14 protein-coding genes and 1 riboswitch are annotated in these 16,994 nt (G+C 59.2%); of the genes, 8 read left to right on the top strand and 6 right to left on the bottom strand.

From position 1 onward, the window contains the following. The 5 genes from B088_RS03865 to B088_RS03845 all read right to left on the bottom strand — a co-directional run. Positions 1-573: hypothetical protein (locus tag B088_RS03865; protein WP_038973893.1), on the bottom strand; the 573-nt coding region annotated here is incomplete at its 3' end. A 652-nt stretch (positions 574-1,225) separates the two neighbouring features. Continuing rightward, positions 1,226-1,810, bottom strand: a complete 585-nt coding sequence (ruvC, locus tag B088_RS03860; protein ID WP_018107093.1) for a crossover junction endodeoxyribonuclease RuvC — start codon at positions 1,808-1,810, stop codon at positions 1,226-1,228. A 4-nt stretch (positions 1,811-1,814) separates the two neighbouring features. Continuing rightward, positions 1,815-3,038 (bottom strand): LL-diaminopimelate aminotransferase, encoded by a 1,224-nt coding sequence (locus tag B088_RS03855; protein ID WP_018107092.1) that lies wholly within the window; start codon positions 3,036-3,038, stop codon positions 1,815-1,817. Between the two features lie 6 nt (positions 3,039-3,044). Continuing rightward, positions 3,045-3,845 (bottom strand): diaminopimelate epimerase, encoded by an 801-nt coding sequence (gene dapF, locus B088_RS03850; RefSeq protein ID WP_018107091.1) that lies wholly within the window; start codon positions 3,843-3,845, stop codon positions 3,045-3,047. Between the two features lie 147 nt (positions 3,846-3,992). Then, on the bottom strand, positions 3,993-5,672 hold the full coding sequence (locus B088_RS03845) for a putative transporter (RefSeq protein ID WP_018107090.1): 1,680 nt from the start codon (positions 5,670-5,672) through the stop codon (positions 3,993-3,995). Positions 5,673-5,770: 98 nt separating this feature from the next. Continuing rightward, a riboswitch (cobalamin riboswitch) is annotated at positions 5,771-5,963 on the bottom strand. A 149-nt stretch (positions 5,964-6,112) separates the two neighbouring features. Here B088_RS03845 and B088_RS08305 point away from each other — a divergent pair. The 8 genes from B088_RS08305 to B088_RS03805 all read left to right on the top strand — a co-directional run bounded on the left by B088_RS08305 (position 6,113) and on the right by B088_RS03805 (position 15,222). Continuing rightward, on the top strand, positions 6,113-6,487 hold the full coding sequence (locus B088_RS08305) for a putative signal transducing protein (RefSeq protein WP_018107089.1): 375 nt from the start codon (positions 6,113-6,115) through the stop codon (positions 6,485-6,487). Positions 6,488-6,491: 4 nt separating this feature from the next. Then, on the top strand, positions 6,492-7,004 hold the full coding sequence (locus B088_RS03835) for a bifunctional adenosylcobinamide kinase/adenosylcobinamide-phosphate guanylyltransferase (RefSeq protein WP_018107088.1): 513 nt from the start codon (positions 6,492-6,494) through the stop codon (positions 7,002-7,004). Positions 7,005-7,007: 3 nt separating this feature from the next. After that, entirely contained in the window at positions 7,008-8,054 is a 1,047-nt protein-coding gene (gene cobT, locus B088_RS03830; protein WP_018107087.1) for a nicotinate-nucleotide--dimethylbenzimidazole phosphoribosyltransferase, read from the top strand. After that, the gene (gene cobS, locus B088_RS03825; RefSeq protein WP_018107086.1) at positions 8,038-8,799 is read left to right on the top strand and encodes an adenosylcobinamide-GDP ribazoletransferase; all 762 of its coding nucleotides are present in this window, start codon (positions 8,038-8,040) and stop codon (positions 8,797-8,799) included. The genes cobT and cobS overlap by 17 nt, the downstream gene beginning before the upstream one ends. Continuing rightward, positions 8,799-9,365, top strand: a complete 567-nt coding sequence (gene cobC / locus B088_RS03820; protein ID WP_018107085.1) for an alpha-ribazole phosphatase family protein — start codon at positions 8,799-8,801, stop codon at positions 9,363-9,365. Before cobS ends, cobC begins: the two co-directional genes overlap by 1 nt. Before the next feature lie 184 nt (positions 9,366-9,549). Continuing rightward, positions 9,550-10,737 carry an AAA family ATPase gene (locus B088_RS03815; protein ID WP_018107084.1) on the top strand — a complete coding sequence of 396 codons (1,188 nt, stop codon included), beginning with the start codon at positions 9,550-9,552 and terminating at the stop codon, positions 10,735-10,737. Positions 10,738-10,789: 52 nt separating this feature from the next. Then, entirely contained in the window at positions 10,790-14,407 is a 3,618-nt protein-coding gene (nifJ, locus tag B088_RS03810; RefSeq protein ID WP_050560122.1) for a pyruvate:ferredoxin (flavodoxin) oxidoreductase, read from the top strand. A 425-nt stretch (positions 14,408-14,832) separates the two neighbouring features. Continuing rightward, on the top strand, positions 14,833-15,222 hold the full coding sequence (locus tag B088_RS03805) for a PEGA domain-containing protein (protein WP_018107082.1): 390 nt from the start codon (positions 14,833-14,835) through the stop codon (positions 15,220-15,222). A 77-nt stretch (positions 15,223-15,299) separates the two neighbouring features. On the opposite strand, the gene B088_RS03800 is transcribed toward B088_RS03805, so the two are convergent. Beyond that, entirely contained in the window at positions 15,300-16,994 is a 1,695-nt protein-coding gene (locus tag B088_RS03800) for a glycoside hydrolase family 3 protein (protein WP_025081852.1), read from the bottom strand.

Below are 16,994 nucleotides of genomic sequence, written 5' to 3'. Positions count from 1 at the left end.
ATAAGCCTGCGCCACCAGCTTCATATAGGCTTCGCTCCGGACGTGGAAGTCTGCCGGCATTCTCTGCCTGCCGGGATTGTCGAGATGCTTCGCATAGCGGTCATGGCAGCGACCGAGGAGCCAGAAGTGCGCATTGAGTACACTCCCCGCCGGCTGATCCGCCCAGTCTCTGTCGCTGACCAGCTCCACCTTGTCTATCGGCGTCTTGAGGAAATAGCGGCTTGGGGTACTAAAAGCGAAGTGTGGCTGAGTGTACCCCTCGTAGGTGTGTGCCTGATGCTTCGCTTCGCCAAAGTCCTGTATGATCTGCTCCAGCTGAGGACGCTTTTCGGGATAGGAAAAGAGACAAGTCATACTGATAATTGGGCGATTAACTACTGACCATTTGGCGTACTTTATGTCCCACCCCTTGACACGAACCTCTATATAGTCGGCTGACTCCTCATGTATTTCCATGCTGCTCTCTAAGTAGAATCCTGTGGCGTAATGATCCCACGTCACCTTTTTCCAGTCAGTAAACCGATCGCACGAGGAACACAGCATACAGAGACTGGTCAGGATTAGAAGAGCCATAAGGCTCCTGTTTTTAACCATAATAATGTTGCTTGTGGTGGTTGTTAGACGTTAGTTATGATCGGTGTGGTAGAGAACTTCAGGTTAATGGAGTTGACTGCTCCCGATCTTGGTATCCAAATGTCGTCATTTTTATTGGTAAACCAAGCAATTTTGCGCTGAACATTGCAAATAAATATTTTGGGTTTTCGGAGATTTATGTGGTTTGCAGGGGTGACGCATTTGAGCTTCACAGCAAAGGTGTTGTTCCCTATCGCTGTGCAATCCCATTGACCGATCCCCGCCCTGCTGCTACCGCCTGCCGATCCCGCAGGGGCGAAGCCCCGGAGGGATCATCGTTTTTTAGACCGGGTGTCGAGGCACGAAGTGCCGAAGACCCCGGGAAGGAGGATCTCGAGAGGGATATACGACCCTGCTAGGGTGTCGCACTTGTCAGAGAGTCAAGCAATCAGTGCGACACCCTAGCGGGGTCGCGGGATCGCTTGCAATGCCTGATCCACGGGTCGAGGGGGCTAAAAAGCGGGCACCCACAAGGGGTGCTTCATCTTCCACTCTTCACAATGAGTTAAATAGCTCCTGTACCGCTCAAATGCGTCACCCCCTGATGTGGCTTGGGAAGTTTTGATATTTTGAGACTGACGCCATCAGGCTCTTACTTGACGACCTTGTCGGGATGGTTGCGGAGGTAGTCACGCCATGAGGAGGAGCGCCCGCCCGTGACTGGTCCGCGACCTGCGGAGAGCACGTGGCAGATCGCCGCACCGGTGGCGTCGGTGGCGTCCAGCGCATCCATCATCGCCTCCGGGGGGATGGAGAGCATCTTGCGGAGGTAGTAGGCGACCTGCTCCTTGGAGGCGCTGCCGTTGCCGGTCACCATCTTCTTGATCGTCGATGGGGGGTACTCCGTCACCGGTAGGTCGGCGAGCTGAGCTGCGACGATTGCCGCCCCTTGGGCGCGCCCCAGCTTGAGCATACTCTGTACGTTTTTGCCATAAAAGGGTGCCTCGATCGCCAGCTGATCGGGGTGGTAGCGGGCGATGAGCTGAGAGACTCCCTCGTGGATCTTGCGCAGTCGGAGGTAATTGCTCGCATAGCGGTCGAGCTTAAGCACACCCATGGCGATAAGGCGCATCTTGCGCCCCCGGGCGGCGATGATGGCGTAGCCCATCACGATCGTCCCCGGGTCTATCCCGATGATGATCTGCTCTTGTGCTCTCCCGGCGACAGGCGTGCCCATCGGGTCAGCCGAGGATCCGCTTCATCGCCCGCTCGGTCAGCTCGTGCGTGGAGAAGCCGGAGAGGCGGAAGTAACCCTCGCCCTCGGGACCAAAGCCGACGCCCGGCGTACCCACTACGCCCTTCTCCTCGAGGAGGTACTGGAAGAAGTCCCAGCTCCTCGGGTGGCTCTCCGGAGTCTTGATCCAGATGTAGGGCGCCGAGATCCCGCCGAAGACCTCCATGCCCCGCTCTGCAAAGGCGGCGCGGATCGTCCGACAATTCTCGAGATAGTAGTCGACATGGTCGCGGATCTGCGCCTGCGCCTCAGGCAGGTAGGAGGCGGCGGCACCGACCTGAGAGATGTAGGAGGCACCATTAAACTTCGTCCCCTGACGCCGCGCCCAGAGCCTATTGAGCTCCACCTCTGAGCCGTCCTCGAGGTGTGCCTTCAGAGCGTGCGGGACCACCGTGTAGCCACAGCGAACCCCGGTGAAGCCGGCAGACTTGGAGAAGCTGCGGAACTCGATCGCGCACCGATCTGCTCCCTCCAGCTCGTAGATGCTGTGGGGCACGTCCTCCTCCCGGATGTAGGCCTCATAGGCTCCGTCAAAGAGGATCACCGCATCCTCAGCGAGGGCGTAGTCGACGAAGCGCTGCAGATCGGCCCGCTTGAGTACTGTGCCGGTCGGGTTATTTGGGTAGCAGAGGTAGAGCAAGTCGACGTGCCGGGAGGGTAGGGGGGGGATAAAGCCATTCTCCTTATTACACGGCAGGTACTCCAGCCTCGTCCACCGTCCGTCGCGGTACTCTCCGCAGCGGCCCATCATAGCATTGGTCTCTATGTAGGCGGGGTATACCGGGTCGGTCACGGCGACCATCACGCTGTCGTCAAAGATGTCGACGATATTGGAGGCGTCCGGTCCCGCACCATCGCTGATGAAGACCTCCGACCAGTCGACCGGAAGTCCCTTACTGCGGTAGTCCTTGGCGATGCGCTCTCGGAGGAACTTATGTCCTACCTCGGGGCCGTAGCCGTGCATCGTCTCGCTGTGACCCAGCTCTTCCACTGCCTTAGCCATGGCCTGTAGGCAAGCATCCGGCAGGGGGAGTGAGACGTCGCCGATGCCCATCCGGATCAGATCGGCACCAGGGTGGTGACGGAGGTGGCGGTCGATGCGGTCATTGATCTCCACGAAGACGTAGCTGTCGGGGAGCTTGAGGTAATTGGTGTTGATCTTATGATTCATAGGGATTTATCTTAGCTGAAGTGTGCCATCAAATACTCGAGTGGCGGGTCCGGTCATGTAGAGCGACCGGCTCTCCTCTCCGCTCCACTCGATCGTCAGGTCGCCGCCCGGCATGCGTACGCAGACAGGGGAGAGCGCCAGCCCGAGGCGGATCGCCACGGCGGCCGAGGCGCAGGCTCCGGTACCACAGGCGCGAGTTAGTCCGGATCCGCGCTCCCATACCCGCATCTCGAGGGTGTGCTTGTCGATCGGACGGGTCACTTCGACATTCGTCCCCTCGGGGAAGCGACAGCTCTGCTCCAGCAGCGGCCCCTTGGTCTCGAGGGGGAAGTCCTCCTGTGAGAGGATGACGAAGTGGGGGTTGCCCATGCTTGCGACGTAGCCCTCGACCCCTTCGACCATCTCGGGGGTCTCGATCACCTCGGGGATGCCCATCTCGACACGCGCTCCGGTGACCTCCTTTTCTTCATCAAATAGGGGATCCACTGTCAGGAGTCCAGCCCCGGTGTGGATGCGAAGGGAGTGCGCCTCGGTCCGCGCCTCCTCGTGGAGGAGCTTGGCGACGCAGCGGATCGCATTGCCGCACATCTCTGCCTCGGAGCCGTCCTTATTATATATGTGCATCTCGAAGCTCCCAGCATCGTGCCGGGAGTAGGTCACCACGCCGTCGCCCCCGATGCCGGTGTGGCGGTCGGAGTAGCGCCGGGCGAGTGCGGGATAGTCGAGGGAGGGGTAGCGGTCACGATCGATATAGATGTAGTCGTTGCCCAGGGCCTCCATCTTGGTGAAGTGCAGGATTTCGGTCATTGCTTTGCTCTCAATTTCTTGCTCTGATGTCCAAAGGTACCCATTTTCGTCCGTCCTCCATTTCCGTACCTCCTCGTCGGAAGCGCAAGCAGGGGTGCCTTGTCTACAAGACACCCCTGCGGAGTATGACAAACTGAGTTCCGGGAGTTAGGAGAGGAGTAGAACCATCCACTGAGCCGCCATAACTCGGAGGAAGAGGGTGAGCGGGTAGATGGTGGCGTAGCGGACGGAGGGGATGTTATTCTTCGTCGCATCCGGGGTGAGGGAGAGTGCTGGTGCAAAGGTCATGCTCCCTGCCACGTAGCCGAGCAGGGTGAAGTAGTCCAGCCGGAGCCAGAGCCGTCCGATGATCAGGGTGATCCAGAGCGGGATCATCATCATAAGCGCTGCGTAGCCCATCCAGACCAGTCCCCCGCTGGCGATCTTCGCCACAAAGCTCTCGCCCACACTCAGTCCGACGCAGGCGAGGAAGAGGGCAATGCCCAGCTCCCGCAGCATGTGATTGGCGCTCTCGGTATTGTGGGTATTGAGGCGAAAGTGGGTGCCGAAGTTACTCAGCAGAATCGCCGTCACAAGTGTTCCGCCGGCAAAGCCGAGCTTAACCGGCATAGACATGGACGGCAGGTGGATCCTCAGGCTACCGATCAGCACGCCTATGAGGATCGTGAGGGCAACGACGAGGAGGTTGGGCTGACGGAGGGTCTTCCGCGAGTTGCCGAGCACCTGCTCCACATGCTTCACATCCTCCTCATGTCCGACAACGATCACCGTGTCTCCTACCTGAAGCAGCAGCTCAGGGCGTGCCATCAGGTAGACGCCAGCGCGGTAGACTCGCGTGATCGAGGCATTGTAGAGGGAGCGAAGCTTCAGACTGCCGATGCTCTTCCCATTGATCCTGTCACGAGTGACGAGACAGCGGTGCGACACCACATCAGTGGCCCCGCGTGTGATCCACTCCGGCTCCACGAGCGGCACCTCTCTCCCGAGGAAGGCGCATATCGTCTCCTTGTCGCTCTCATCGGAGATCACCATCAGGCGGTCGCCGAGGCGTATGATCGACTTCGGTCCCGCCATCTCCACCTCCCCGGAGTCGTGGTGCATGATGCGGGAGATCACCACATCGTACTTCTCCAGCACCGACTTTGACTCGTAGACGCTCTTGCCGTCCATCCAGGGGTTGCTCACCTCCAGGGCGTAGACCACCGCATCCTTGTGGGCGGCACGCTCCCGCTCCTCCAACTCCCGCTCCTCGCGCTCCACATCGATCCGGAAGACCCACTTCAGCACCGACATCGTCAGGATCATCCCGAGGATCGCCACCGGGTAGCCGAGGGCGTAGCCGATACCGACATCCCCGATGGCGGAGCTGCCGACGGCGCGGGCAGTCTCCTGCGTCGCTGCCAGTGCGGGCGTATTGGTCACCGCCCCGGAGAGGATGCCCATCAGCGTCGCCATGGGGGTCTGCGTCACCCGATAGAGCACGTAGGAGACGACGAGGGAGAGAAGGATAGACAGGAGAGAGAGGACATTGAGCCGCACCCCTCCCTGGCGAAAGGTGGCAAAGAATCCCGGCCCCACCGTCATGCCGATGCCGAAGATGAAGAGGATCATCCCGGTCTCGCGGACAAATGAGAGCACCTGTGGATCAAGTTTCAGACCCACGTGCCCGAGGAAGATCCCGGTAAAGAGGACCCAGGAGACCCCGAGGGAGAAACCCCCGATGCGGATCTTGCTGAGTAGGACGCCGATGGTAAGCACCAGCGCGAGGATGAAGATGGAGGAGGCGATGTCCCCCGTCCAGAGGAGGTTGCGTACTATCTCGACCATAAGCGTGTGATGCTGAGGGATGACCGAGTAACGCCTGAGTGTCTGTTCATAACTTTAACTCCCGAAAGAAATTAGTGTGACTATAACGGCTTATGAAGGTAGTGTCCCGGTCGCAAGTCGGTCTTCTGACTTGTCTCTGCCGCATCGGAGCCTTCCCGGGGCTTACCCCCAGTGACTATCGAGCCGATCGGCTATTACATGAGACTTACAGCAGCGGGTACTGTACCGGACTCTCACCGGTTTCCCCACCTCCGCACAGCGGAGGCATTTACTTGCGCCTCGGGCACTCCCAAGACGAAGCAAAGGTAGCAAATAAATGAGATGCGGTGATCACTCGTCGAATCAAACGTGGTACTGCAACTTGTCCCGGCGGGAGAAAAAAGCGACCTTTGTGTAGAGTATGGAGATGGTCTCCGTGCGGAAGCGACTGAGTGACTATTATGAAAAGGAATGATAAGGAGGAGGCTTTTGTGGAGGTCTTCAACTCCCTCAACCTCGAGGAAGTGCGACTGGCGGAGACGCTCCTCCAGTCGGAGAATATTATGGTGACCGTCTCCGGAGAGACGGGGACACAGGTCTTTGGGCGGGTGCAGGGCTTGACCGGCGGCGTCTCGCTCATGGTCCCGGCTATGGAGGAGGAGAGAGCCCTTCGGATCCTTCGTGAGGCGGGGTATTTGCCCCTTGCGGATCAGACCGACAGCGTCTATACCGTGGGTAAGAGTCGGAAGAATAGGAGCGCCTCCAGACAATTCTGGCTCATCACCGGGCTGATGGCGCTTCTCCTCATCCTCCTCGCTCTCCAGAACTTCATCTGACCCCATGCAGCGTAGGATTATCTATATCACCGGAGGGGCTCGCTCCGGGAAGAGTCGCCAAGCGCAGACACTTGCGGAGTCGCTCTCTGACCATCCGATCTACCTCGCCACGGCGCGGATCATGGATGAGGACTTTGCGCGGCGGGTGGAGCGTCACCGGCAGGATCGCGGGGAGCAGTGGACGACGGTGGAGGAGCCGCTTCGCCTGAGCGATCACGACCTCACGGGGCGGGTGGTGCTGATGGACTGCGTCACCCTCTGGCTCACCAACCTCTACGACGAGCATGGCTACGACATGGACGAGACCCTGAGGGCAGCCACAACGGAGTGGGATCGCTTCGTCGCCCGGGACATGACGCTCATCGTCGTCTCCAATGAGCTCGGCATGGGGCTCCACGCTTCGTCGGAGAGTGCGCGTCACTTCGTCGACCTCCAGGGGTGGGTCAATCAGCACGTAGCCGCATCCGCCGATGAGGCTTTCTTTATGGTTTCGGGCATAGCCATGAGGCTAAAGTAGAATATGGTAACAGTAGAAGAAATACAGCATAAGATCGACACGCGATCGAAGATCATCGGTTCGCTCGGACAGCTTGAGACGATAGCTCGTCAGGTCTGCCTGATCCAGGACACCCTTACGCCGGAGCTGAGGCGCCCGGCACTCCTCCTCTTCTGTGGCGATCACGGGATAGCGGATGAGCGGGTGAGCCTCTCGCCTAAGGACTTTACTTACAAGTGTGGCTGCACTTTCCAGAGAGGGAATGCGGCGATCACCGTCTTCTGCCGACAGTACCACTTCCACCTCCGCGTCATCGATGCCGGAGTGGATCGGGACTTCCCCGAGGAGTATGGCGTGGAGCCGCGGAAGGTGGGGTATGGGACGCGAAACTTCCTCCACGAGCCGGCGATGACGATCGAGGAGTGTCGGAGGGCACTCGAGACCGGGGCCGCCTGCGTGCGGGAGGAGTACTACAAGGACTGCAATGTGATCGGCTTCGGCGAGATGGGGATCGGCAATACCTCCTCCTCCGCTGTGCTGGCGCATCTCTACTCCGGCATCCCACTCGACCGGCTTGTGGGACGGGGTACGGGACTGGACGATGTACACTTAGAGCATAAGTACCAGACGCTGAAGCGTGCCGTGGAGGCTCATCATTCGGAGACGCCCCTCGAGATCCTCGCCACCTACGGCGGGTACGAGATAGCGATGATGGTCGGCGGGATGATCGAGGCGGCTCGGCTGCGGATGGTGATCCTCTGTGACGGCTTCATCGCCACGGCGGCTGTCATCGCTGCCGAGGCACTTGCGCCAGGGACGAAAGATTGCGTCCTCTACGGTCATGTCTCTGATGAGGGTGGGCATAGGATGCTACTGGACTACCTCGGAGGAGAGCCGATCCTCCGGCTCGGCATGCGGCTGGGCGAGGGTACCGGTGCCGTGGTTGCCTATCCGATCGTCCGGTCGGCCGTCGCTTTTCTCAATGAGATGGCCTCCTTCGACGATCGACAGCTGGAGAATTGCTACGAGGATAATCCCGACAGTATCTACCGCCATGGGACTGAGGAGTGAGTGGAATCTCCTGAAGGCTGCGGTGATGTGCTACACCCGTCTGCCGGCGGGAGAGGTGCACTTCGATGCGGAGACGGCGCACGAGGCGGCTCGCTACATGCCCTTCGTAGGTGCTCTCATTGGTGGGTGTGGTGCGGCGGTCTATGCGCTTGCCTTTTTTCTCCTCCATCTGCCGCCGTCAGTCTCATCCGTGCTGGCGCTCTCCACGATGATCATAGTGACGGGGGCCTTCCACGAGGATGGTTTCTCCGACTTCTTAGACGGCTTCGGTGGTGGGACGACCCGTGAGCGGGTGCTTGAGATCATGAAGGACAGCCATGCCGGAGCTTTCGGCATGATCGGCACGGTGATGCAGCTGCTGCTGAAGGTCTGCTGCCTCTCTGCACTCACCTCGCCGATCTCGGCGATGGTCGTGATGTGTTGCAGTGCACGGTCGGTGCCGCTGCTGATGATGCACTTCTCCGTCTATGCCCGACGGGAGAATAGTAAGCTCAGCCGGGAGTCCTACGTCACCTCTGACGGCTCGATCGTGGTCGGTGTGGTCACCGGTCTCGTCGCACTGCTGGCGCTTGGGTGGATGCAGGCGCTGGCGGTGGTGGCGGTCTACGTCCTGCTCTTCCTCTTTGTCCACCGACTCAGTAAGGCGCGTATCGGCGGCTACACGGGGGACGTGCTTGGGGCGCTGGAGCAGATGTGCGAGATGGGCTGTCTCGTCGCCCTCCTCGCCGTGGAGCGGCTGATGTGATGGAGCTCTACCTCGTCCGCCACACGCATACCGCCACGCCGAGTGGTATCTGCTACGGCAGAGCCGACGTCTCGGTGGCGGAGACTTTCCCGCAGGAGACTGCCGGGGTGGTCGCCACCCTTGAGGGAACCGGCTATGGGCGTGTCTACAGCAGTCCGCTCAGGCGCTGCCGACTCCTGGCAAAGGAGCTCGCTGACACGATCACCATTGATGCCCGGCTTACGGAGCTGGCCTTCGGTAAGTGGGAGCTGGTCCCTTGGCAGGCGGTCTATGAGCGGAAAGAGAGCGAGGCGTGGTTTGCCGACTACAAGCATACTGCCCCTCCTGCCGGCGAGTCGTACCCGGGGATGACCCGACGGGTGCAGGACTTCATCGACTACCTGCCGGACTACGACCGCCCACCGGTGCTGGTGACGCATGCCGGGGTGATCCGGATCTTCCTCGTCCGTCTCCTTGGCTACACGATCGACGAGTCCTTTGCCCGCAAGATCGCCTATGGCGAGGTGGTTCATCTCGTACGCTCAGATGATGGCGTCTGGCGGGAGGAGCCGATAGGGAGGAGGTAGTTTGTGATAATGTTAGCTCGTCAGTGCAATTGGGTAAGCTTTTTGGCTCTAATTGTAATGCAAGGTTTGCGAAATAGGAATATTCTTCCTACTTTTGAACCATCGAAGGCTTCGTCATAGATCGGGATGACTTCGAGAGGGCTGACCCTACTTAATCGGGGCCTGCCGTCACGACACTTTTTGCATGCAGAGCTTTAGGAAGATATACAATCGGATGCTGACTGCCCATCAGGAGAGCGACCGCAAGTCCCTGATCAGCAGTATCACGTCATCGGATCGTCTGGTCGCTGTGCGCGGTGCGCGCGGCATAGGCAAGACGATCTTCCTGCTCACCTATGCGGTCCGAAACATTACCGCACGTCCCGATCAGATCCAGTACGTGACGATGAATTACCTCTACTTTGCGGGACACTCGCTCTACGACTTTGCGCGGAAGTTTTACCAAGAAGAGGGAGGTAGGATCCTCTTGGTGGATCAGATCTACAAGTACGCCAAGTGGCGCGATGATCTCTACCGGATCTATATGGACATGCCCAACCTGCGGGTGATCTTCAGTACCTCGAGCGTCGTGACTGAGGAGGAGATGGGTCCCGAGCTAAAGGGCAGGGTGCGGATCATCAATCTCCAGGGCTTCTCCTTCCGCCAGTACCTCAATATAAAGTACGGTCTTCACCTTAAGGCATACTCGCTCAAAGATCTTATGGAGCGGCATGAGGAGATCGCTGCTGAGGTGATGAACCAAGTGAAGCCGAAGGAGGACTTCGAGCTCTACCTCACCGAGGGCTACTACCCGCCCGTGGAGGACAACCCGCTCTCCTCGGCCAAGTTGACGAAGAATATAAATATGATGCTCGAGGTCGACGTGGTCTATGTCCATCAGGTCGATATCTCCTATCTGCCCAAGATGCGGGAGCTGCTCTTCCAGATCTGCACGCAGGACAAGCCGACGGCCAATGTGACCCGCTTTGCCCGCAGTATCGGAGCCAGCCGCGCCACGATCGCCAACTACCTTAAGTATCTCGACGAGGCGGAGCTGATCCGCACGGTCTATAAGGAGGGCAACGAGTACCCCAAGAAGCCCGATCAGATCTTCCCCAACGACACCAATATCGCCGGGGTGATGTATCCGCATCGGCAGTCGACCTGTATGCGGCTCAAGACCTTCCTTCTCTCACAATTTGAGAACGCCGGCTACCGGGTCAACGTCCCCGATAAGCCCGGCGCAGACTTCATCGTCGATGGTGAGCATCTCTTTGCCTGCGTCGACGGTAAGACCAGTCGCTTCAGGAGCGAGGTGACCTACACCTTCAGCAACCTGCTGGTGGGGCATGACAACTGTCTGCCGATCTGGCTCTTCGGCTTCCTCTATTGACCTTTACGAAAAAAGAAAAAATAAATTACTTCACGCTTTAGTATACTTATATATGAGTAAAGAAAAGAAATTCATGACCTGTGATGGCAACACCGCTACGTCGCATATCGCGTATATGTTCTCGGAGCTGGCCGCCATCTACCCCATCACTCCCTCCTCTACGATGGCAGAGGTTGTGGACAAGTGGGCAGCCAATGGGCGTAAAAACCTCTTCGGCGACACCGTCCGTGTCCAGGAGATGCAGAGTGAGGCCGGTGCCGCCGGTACCGTCCACGGTTCTCTGCAGGCTGGTGCGCTGACGACCACCTTTACAGCGTCTCAGGGTCTCCTCCTGATGATCCCGAATATGTACAAGATCTCCGGCGAGCTCCTCCCCGGCGTCTTCCACATCGCTGCACGTGCCATCGCCGGCCATGCCCTCTCGATCTTTGGTGATCACCAGGACGTGATGGCTTGCCGTGCCACCGGCTTCGCTATGCTCTGCAGCAACTCTGTACAGGAGGCTCAGGATATGGCCGCTGTGGCTCACCTCTCTGCGATCCACGGACGTGTGCCCTTCCTCCACTTCTTCGACGGCTTCCGCACCTCTCACGAGATCCAGAAGATCGAGGAGATCGACATGGAGGATCTCCGTCCCCTCGTTGACCTCGAGGCGATCAAGGAGTTCCGCCACCGCGCTCTCACCCCCGATGCGCCCGTGACCCGTGGTACGGCGCAGAATGGGGATATCTACTTCCAGGAGCGTGAGGCTTCCAACCCCTTCTACAACGCTGTCCCCGAGACCGTTCAGCACTACATGGACGAGCTGGGCAAGATCACCGGTCGTCACTACCACCTCTTCGACTACTACGGCGCAGAGGATGCTGAGGACATCGTGATCTGCATGGGCTCTGCCTGTGAGACTGCCGAGGAGGTGATTGACAAGCTCAATGCCGAGGGCCGCAAGGTCGGTATGATCAAGGTTCACCTCTTCCGTCCCTTCAGCGTGGAGCACTTCCTCGAGGCGATGCCCAAGACCGTGAAGCACGTCGCTGTCCTCGATCGTACCAAGGAGCCCGGTAGCGCCGGTGAGCCCCTTTACCTCGACGTGAAGAACGCTCTCTACGGTATGGAGGAGCACCCGACCGTTGTCGGTGGCCGCTATGGTCTCTCCTCTAAGGACGTGACCCCGGAGCAGTTTGCAGCTGTCTTCGAGAACCTCCGGATGAAGATGCCGAAGGACCACTTCACCATCGGTATCGTGGATGACGTCACCTTCTCCTCACTCCCGCTCACAGACCACTTCGACGTGGCTACGGATGCCTTTGAGGCGAAGTTCTACGGCCGTGGATCTGACGGTACTGTGGGTGCGAATAAGAACTCTGTCAAGATCATCGGTGAGAATACCAATAAGTACTGCCAGGCTTACTTCGAGTACGACTCTCGTAAGTCCGGAGGCTTCACCTGCTCTCACCTCCGCTTCGGTGACAGCCCCATCCGCTCCACTTACTACGTCAATCACCCCCACTTCGTAGCCTGCCACGAGCCGGCATACCTGCACCGCTTCAATATCTCGAAGGGTCTCCGCAAGGGCGGCTCACTCCTCCTTAATTCCATCTGGGAGCCGGAGGATCTGGGTGAGAACCTCCCCGGTCGTCTCAAGAGATACCTCGCACAGAACGGCTGCCACCTCTACATCATCAATGCGACCAAGATAGCCTCTGAGATCGGTCTCGGCAACCGTACCAATACGATCCTCCAGTCCGCTTTCTTCAAGATCGCCAACGTCATCCCCTACGATCTCGCTGTCGAGCAGATGAAGAAATTCATCGTCAAGAGCTACGGACATAAGGGCGAGAAGATCGTCAACATGAACTATCAGGCCGTCGATGCCGGTGCCAACGTCATCGAGGTACCCGTGCCCGCAGAGTGGGCCGACTGCCCCGACGATGCTGAGCAGGAGTACGAGTACGATACGCCTTTCGTCTCCGCCATCGTCAAGAAGATGCACGCTCAGGAGGGTGATGACCTGCCTGTCAGCGTCTTCACCGGCCTCGAGGATGGTACCTGGCAGCCCGGCACCACGCGTGTGATGCGCCCCGGTGTCGCTGTCAATGTACCGATGTGGCATGAGGAGAATTGTATCCAGTGTAATCAGTGTGCCTACGTTTGTCCTCACGCTACCATCCGCCCCTTCATCCTCGATGAGAAGGAGATGGAGAATGCTCCCGAGGGCTACGTAACCAAGCCTGCCATCGGTAAGGAGTTTAAGGGTATGGGCTTCCGCATCCAGGTCGACGTCCTTGACTGTCTCGGCTGCGGTAACTGTGCCGATGTCTGCCCCGGAAAGAAGGGTGAGAAGGCACTCTCCATGGAGCCTCTCCACACCCAGGAGGATCAGGATCCGCTGTGGCTCTACTCCGCACAGGAGGTGACCAATAAGGCTCACCTCGTCGATGTCAGCAAGAGCGTGAAGAACTCTCAGTTCTCTCAGCCTCTCTTCGAGTTCTCCGGTGCCTGCGCCGGCTGCGGTGAGACACCGTACGTCAAGCTGATCTCTCAGCTCTATGGTGATCGTCAGGTAGTGGCCAATACCACCGGCTGCTCCTCTATCTACTCCGCATCTGCTCCTGAGACGCCTTATACGACCAATGAGAAGGGTCACGGTCCCGCCTGGGCCAACTCCCTCTTTGAGGACAACGCAGAGTATGGCTACGGTATGTACCTCGCCAATAAGAAGCTCCGCGAGCGTCTCCTCACCATCGCGCAGGATGTCGTTGATGGCAAGATCGAGATCGGTCAGGAGAAGACTAAGGAGCTCCTCAAGGAGTGGATCGAGAAGCACGAGGACGCTCAGGCTTGCCGTGAGCTCTCTGATGAGATCCGTGCTCTGGTAGAGAATGATGCTACCGAGGGTGGTCGTCTCATCGACGATCTCCGTCACTACATCACCAAGAAGTCTCACTGGATCATCGGTGGTGACGGCTGGGCTTATGATATCGGTTACGGTGGTCTCGACCACGTGCTGGCACAGGCACCTGACGTCAATGTCCTCGTCATCGATACGGAGGTTTACTCCAATACCGGTGGTCAGAGCTCTAAGTCTACCCCGCGTGCCGCTGTGGCACAGTTCTCTGCCAATGGTCGCCGCTTCCGCAAGAAGGACCTCGGTATGATGGCTGCCGGCTACGGCTACGTCTACGTCGCCCAGATCGCCATGGGGGCCAATCAGGCTCAGGCGCTCAAGGCGATCCGCGAGGCTGAGGAGTTTGATGGTCCCTCACTGATCATCGCCTACTGCCCCTGTATCAATCACGGACTCCGTGCCGGTATGGGTAAGACCCAGGAGGAGGAGAAGCGCGCCGTTGAGTGTGGCTACTGGCAGCTCTGGCGCTACGATCCCCGTCTGGAGGAGCAGGGTAAGAACCCCTTCCAGTTCGACTCCAAGGAGCCGAAGTGGGACCTCTTCCACGACTTCATCATGGGTGAGGTGCGCTACCGCTCTCTCGACAAGCTCTTCCCCGACGACGCCGAGGCGCTCTACGGTGCTGCCCTCGAGGATGCCAAGTACCGCTACACCAAGTACCAGAGATACCTCGCTATGGACTTCTCACGTCCCGAGGAGGATGTCGCAGAGGCTCCCTCTGAGGTGGAGAAGAAGGTCGAGGACGAGCCCGGTAAGTGGATGTAATCCCCGCACACCTGACGGCCTAACCGCCGTCTCCATCTAATAAACCAAGCTCAGGCTGATCGGCTTCACCGCCCCTCAGCCTGAGCTTTTTTTGCTCTATCGCCTGCTTTCGGCCGCAGAGTATAGCCCTCTCTGTCAGGGGAGTCTTCTCCTGATGTATTGGGAAATCACTAGGTCCCGGGGTCTTCGGCACTTCGTGCCTCGACACCCGGTCTAAAAAGCGATGATCCCTCCGGGGCTTCGCCCCTGCGGGATCGGCATGGCTGGGATCAGTCGACAGGATTGCACAGCGACAGGGATTATCACTTCTTTGCCTTAAGGCTCAAATGCGTCAGCCCTGGGGGGTGTTGTGAGAATGGATCTTTTGAGTACATTTGGCGTGAGATTTTAATGAAGATTCACTCACACCTGATTATTTATTGATTATGAGACAGGGTTTTGTCAAGGTCGCAGCTGTCTTTATGGCGGCTCTGATCCTCTTCTCGAGCTGTGCCAGCTCGACGGTCTTCCGCACCACGCCCGAGGGGGCCAAGGTGTATGCCGATGGCCAGTATCTGGGGACTACCCCGGTCACTTACTCTGATACGAAGATCGTCGGTTCATCGACGAACATTCGTATCGAGAAGGAGGGCTATAAGACGGTCAATGCGGTGCTCAGTCGGAGCGAGCAGGCTGATATCGGTGCTATCGTGGGCGGCCTCTTCGTCTGGATCCCCTTCCTCTGGACGATGAAGTACAATCCTGAGCACAATTATGAGATGGAGCCGATCAGTGGCTCCGCTCCTGTCCATCACACAGCCGACACAGCTGAGTGATCTCCTGACATAGACACAGAGCGTCCCCGATGATCTACACGACCATCGGGGACGCTCCTTTTTTATAAATAGTGCCCTTACTTGCCGATCACGATACCGTCGCCCTGCTTGTAGAGGGGCGGGAGGTCGACGGAGAGCTTGCCGGAGATGGGGCGCTCGCCTGTCAGCGCTCGGCCCATGGCGCGCATCCCCTCCGACCGGGTGTCGTAGGCAAAGCCGACGGCAGTCGCAGCCTTCATCGCCTCCATATAGTCGAGGGCGGCGTAGGGGGAGGTGTGGAAGAGGAGGACGCTCTTCGTCTCACCGAGGAGCTTCGTCAGATCCTCACCGGGAGCGAAGCCCTTCCACGTGACAGCAACCACCACCTTGTCGTAGGAGCGGAGCTTGTTGAGGATGGCCCGACGCGCAGCGGGACCGGTGGAGCGACGGATGGTGTATCCGTCAGCCTTCGCCACCCGGCTGATGGTGGAGCGAAGGAGGTCGGCGGAGTCGTCCCCGTAGGTGAGGAGGGCGACCCGATCCTCCTTATGAAGCGGGAGGATGCCTTGCTCATTCTTTACCAGTGTCATGGCACCCTCGTAGATCCGGTCGAGGAGCTCTCGAGAGGCTCTCGGGTGGAGGTCGGCATCGAGCTGTTTCGTCTCCAGCGGCTCACGGCTGTCGGCACCGAGGAGGTGCTTCCAGACGAGCACCTTGCGGCAGCGGCGAGTGATCTCCGCCTGGGAGAGGATCCCCTTGTCGACCGCTGCGGTCACGTCGTCGAGCGCCTCGAAGGGGTCTGTCGGCGCTACGAGGATATCGGCGCCGGCGAGGAGCGTGGTGACGTAGACGCCCAGTTCCCCGGCACCGTCGACGATCCCCTTCATCCCCAGACCGTCGGTGAAGATCAGTCCGCTGAAGCCCATCTCACGCTGAAGCAGGTCAGTGACGACAGCGGGGACGGCACTGGTCGCCAGTGGACCCGTGCCGAGGGCGGGGACGCTGAGGTGCCCCACCATCATACCGCCGTAGCCCTCACGGATGTAGGCGCGGAAGGGAGCGAGCTCCACCTCCTCCAGCTGAGCGCGGGTGCGATTGATCACCGGGAGGGTCTTGTGGGAGTCGGTGGAGGTGTCCCCATGGCCGGGGAAGTGCTTCGCCGTAGAGAGGAGGCCATTGTCCTCGAGACCCTTGGAGTAGGCAAGGCCCATACGGATCACCAGGTCGGGCGAGGAGCCGAGACTTCGGTTGCCGATGACAGGGTTGGCGGGGGTGCTATTGACATCCAGGACAGGGGCAAAGTTGACGTGGATGCCGACGCGGTGCGCCTCCTCCGCCGTTGCCCGACCGTACTCATAAGCCAGTCGGGGGTTGTCGGTGGCGCCGAGGAGCATGTTTCGGGGCCACTTCATCGAGTCGGAGAAGCGCATCGAGAGCCCCCACTCGCCATCCATAGCCACCAGCATCGGCACGCGTGCCTCGCGACGCATCCAATTGGCGAGCCGAACCACATCCTTGGGGCTGCCCTTCTGCCAGAGGACGCAGCCAAACTCCCCCTCCAGCACCTGTCGGTGCCAGTTGTCCAGTCCCGCCTTGTCCACCTTGGGCCAAGTCATCGGCATGATCAGCTGGGCCGCCTGCTGCCGGGGCGAGAGGGTGGCGAGGACGCTGTCGGCCCACGCCTCTGCGGCGGCCTTCTGTCCCTCATCCCTCATCATCCTCGGCTCGACGACCTGAGCGCCTGCCATCAGTGGTAGCAGCACCGCCACCACTCCATACAATATTCTTTTCAT

Source organism: Porphyromonas bennonis DSM 23058 = JCM 16335, assembly GCF_000375645.1.
In the GTDB taxonomy this organism is placed as follows: Bacteria; Bacteroidota; Bacteroidia; order Bacteroidales; family Porphyromonadaceae; genus Porphyromonas_A; species Porphyromonas_A bennonis.
Note: the sequence above shows the minus strand (reverse complement) of the source record. Positions and strands in the feature narration are given on the sequence as shown.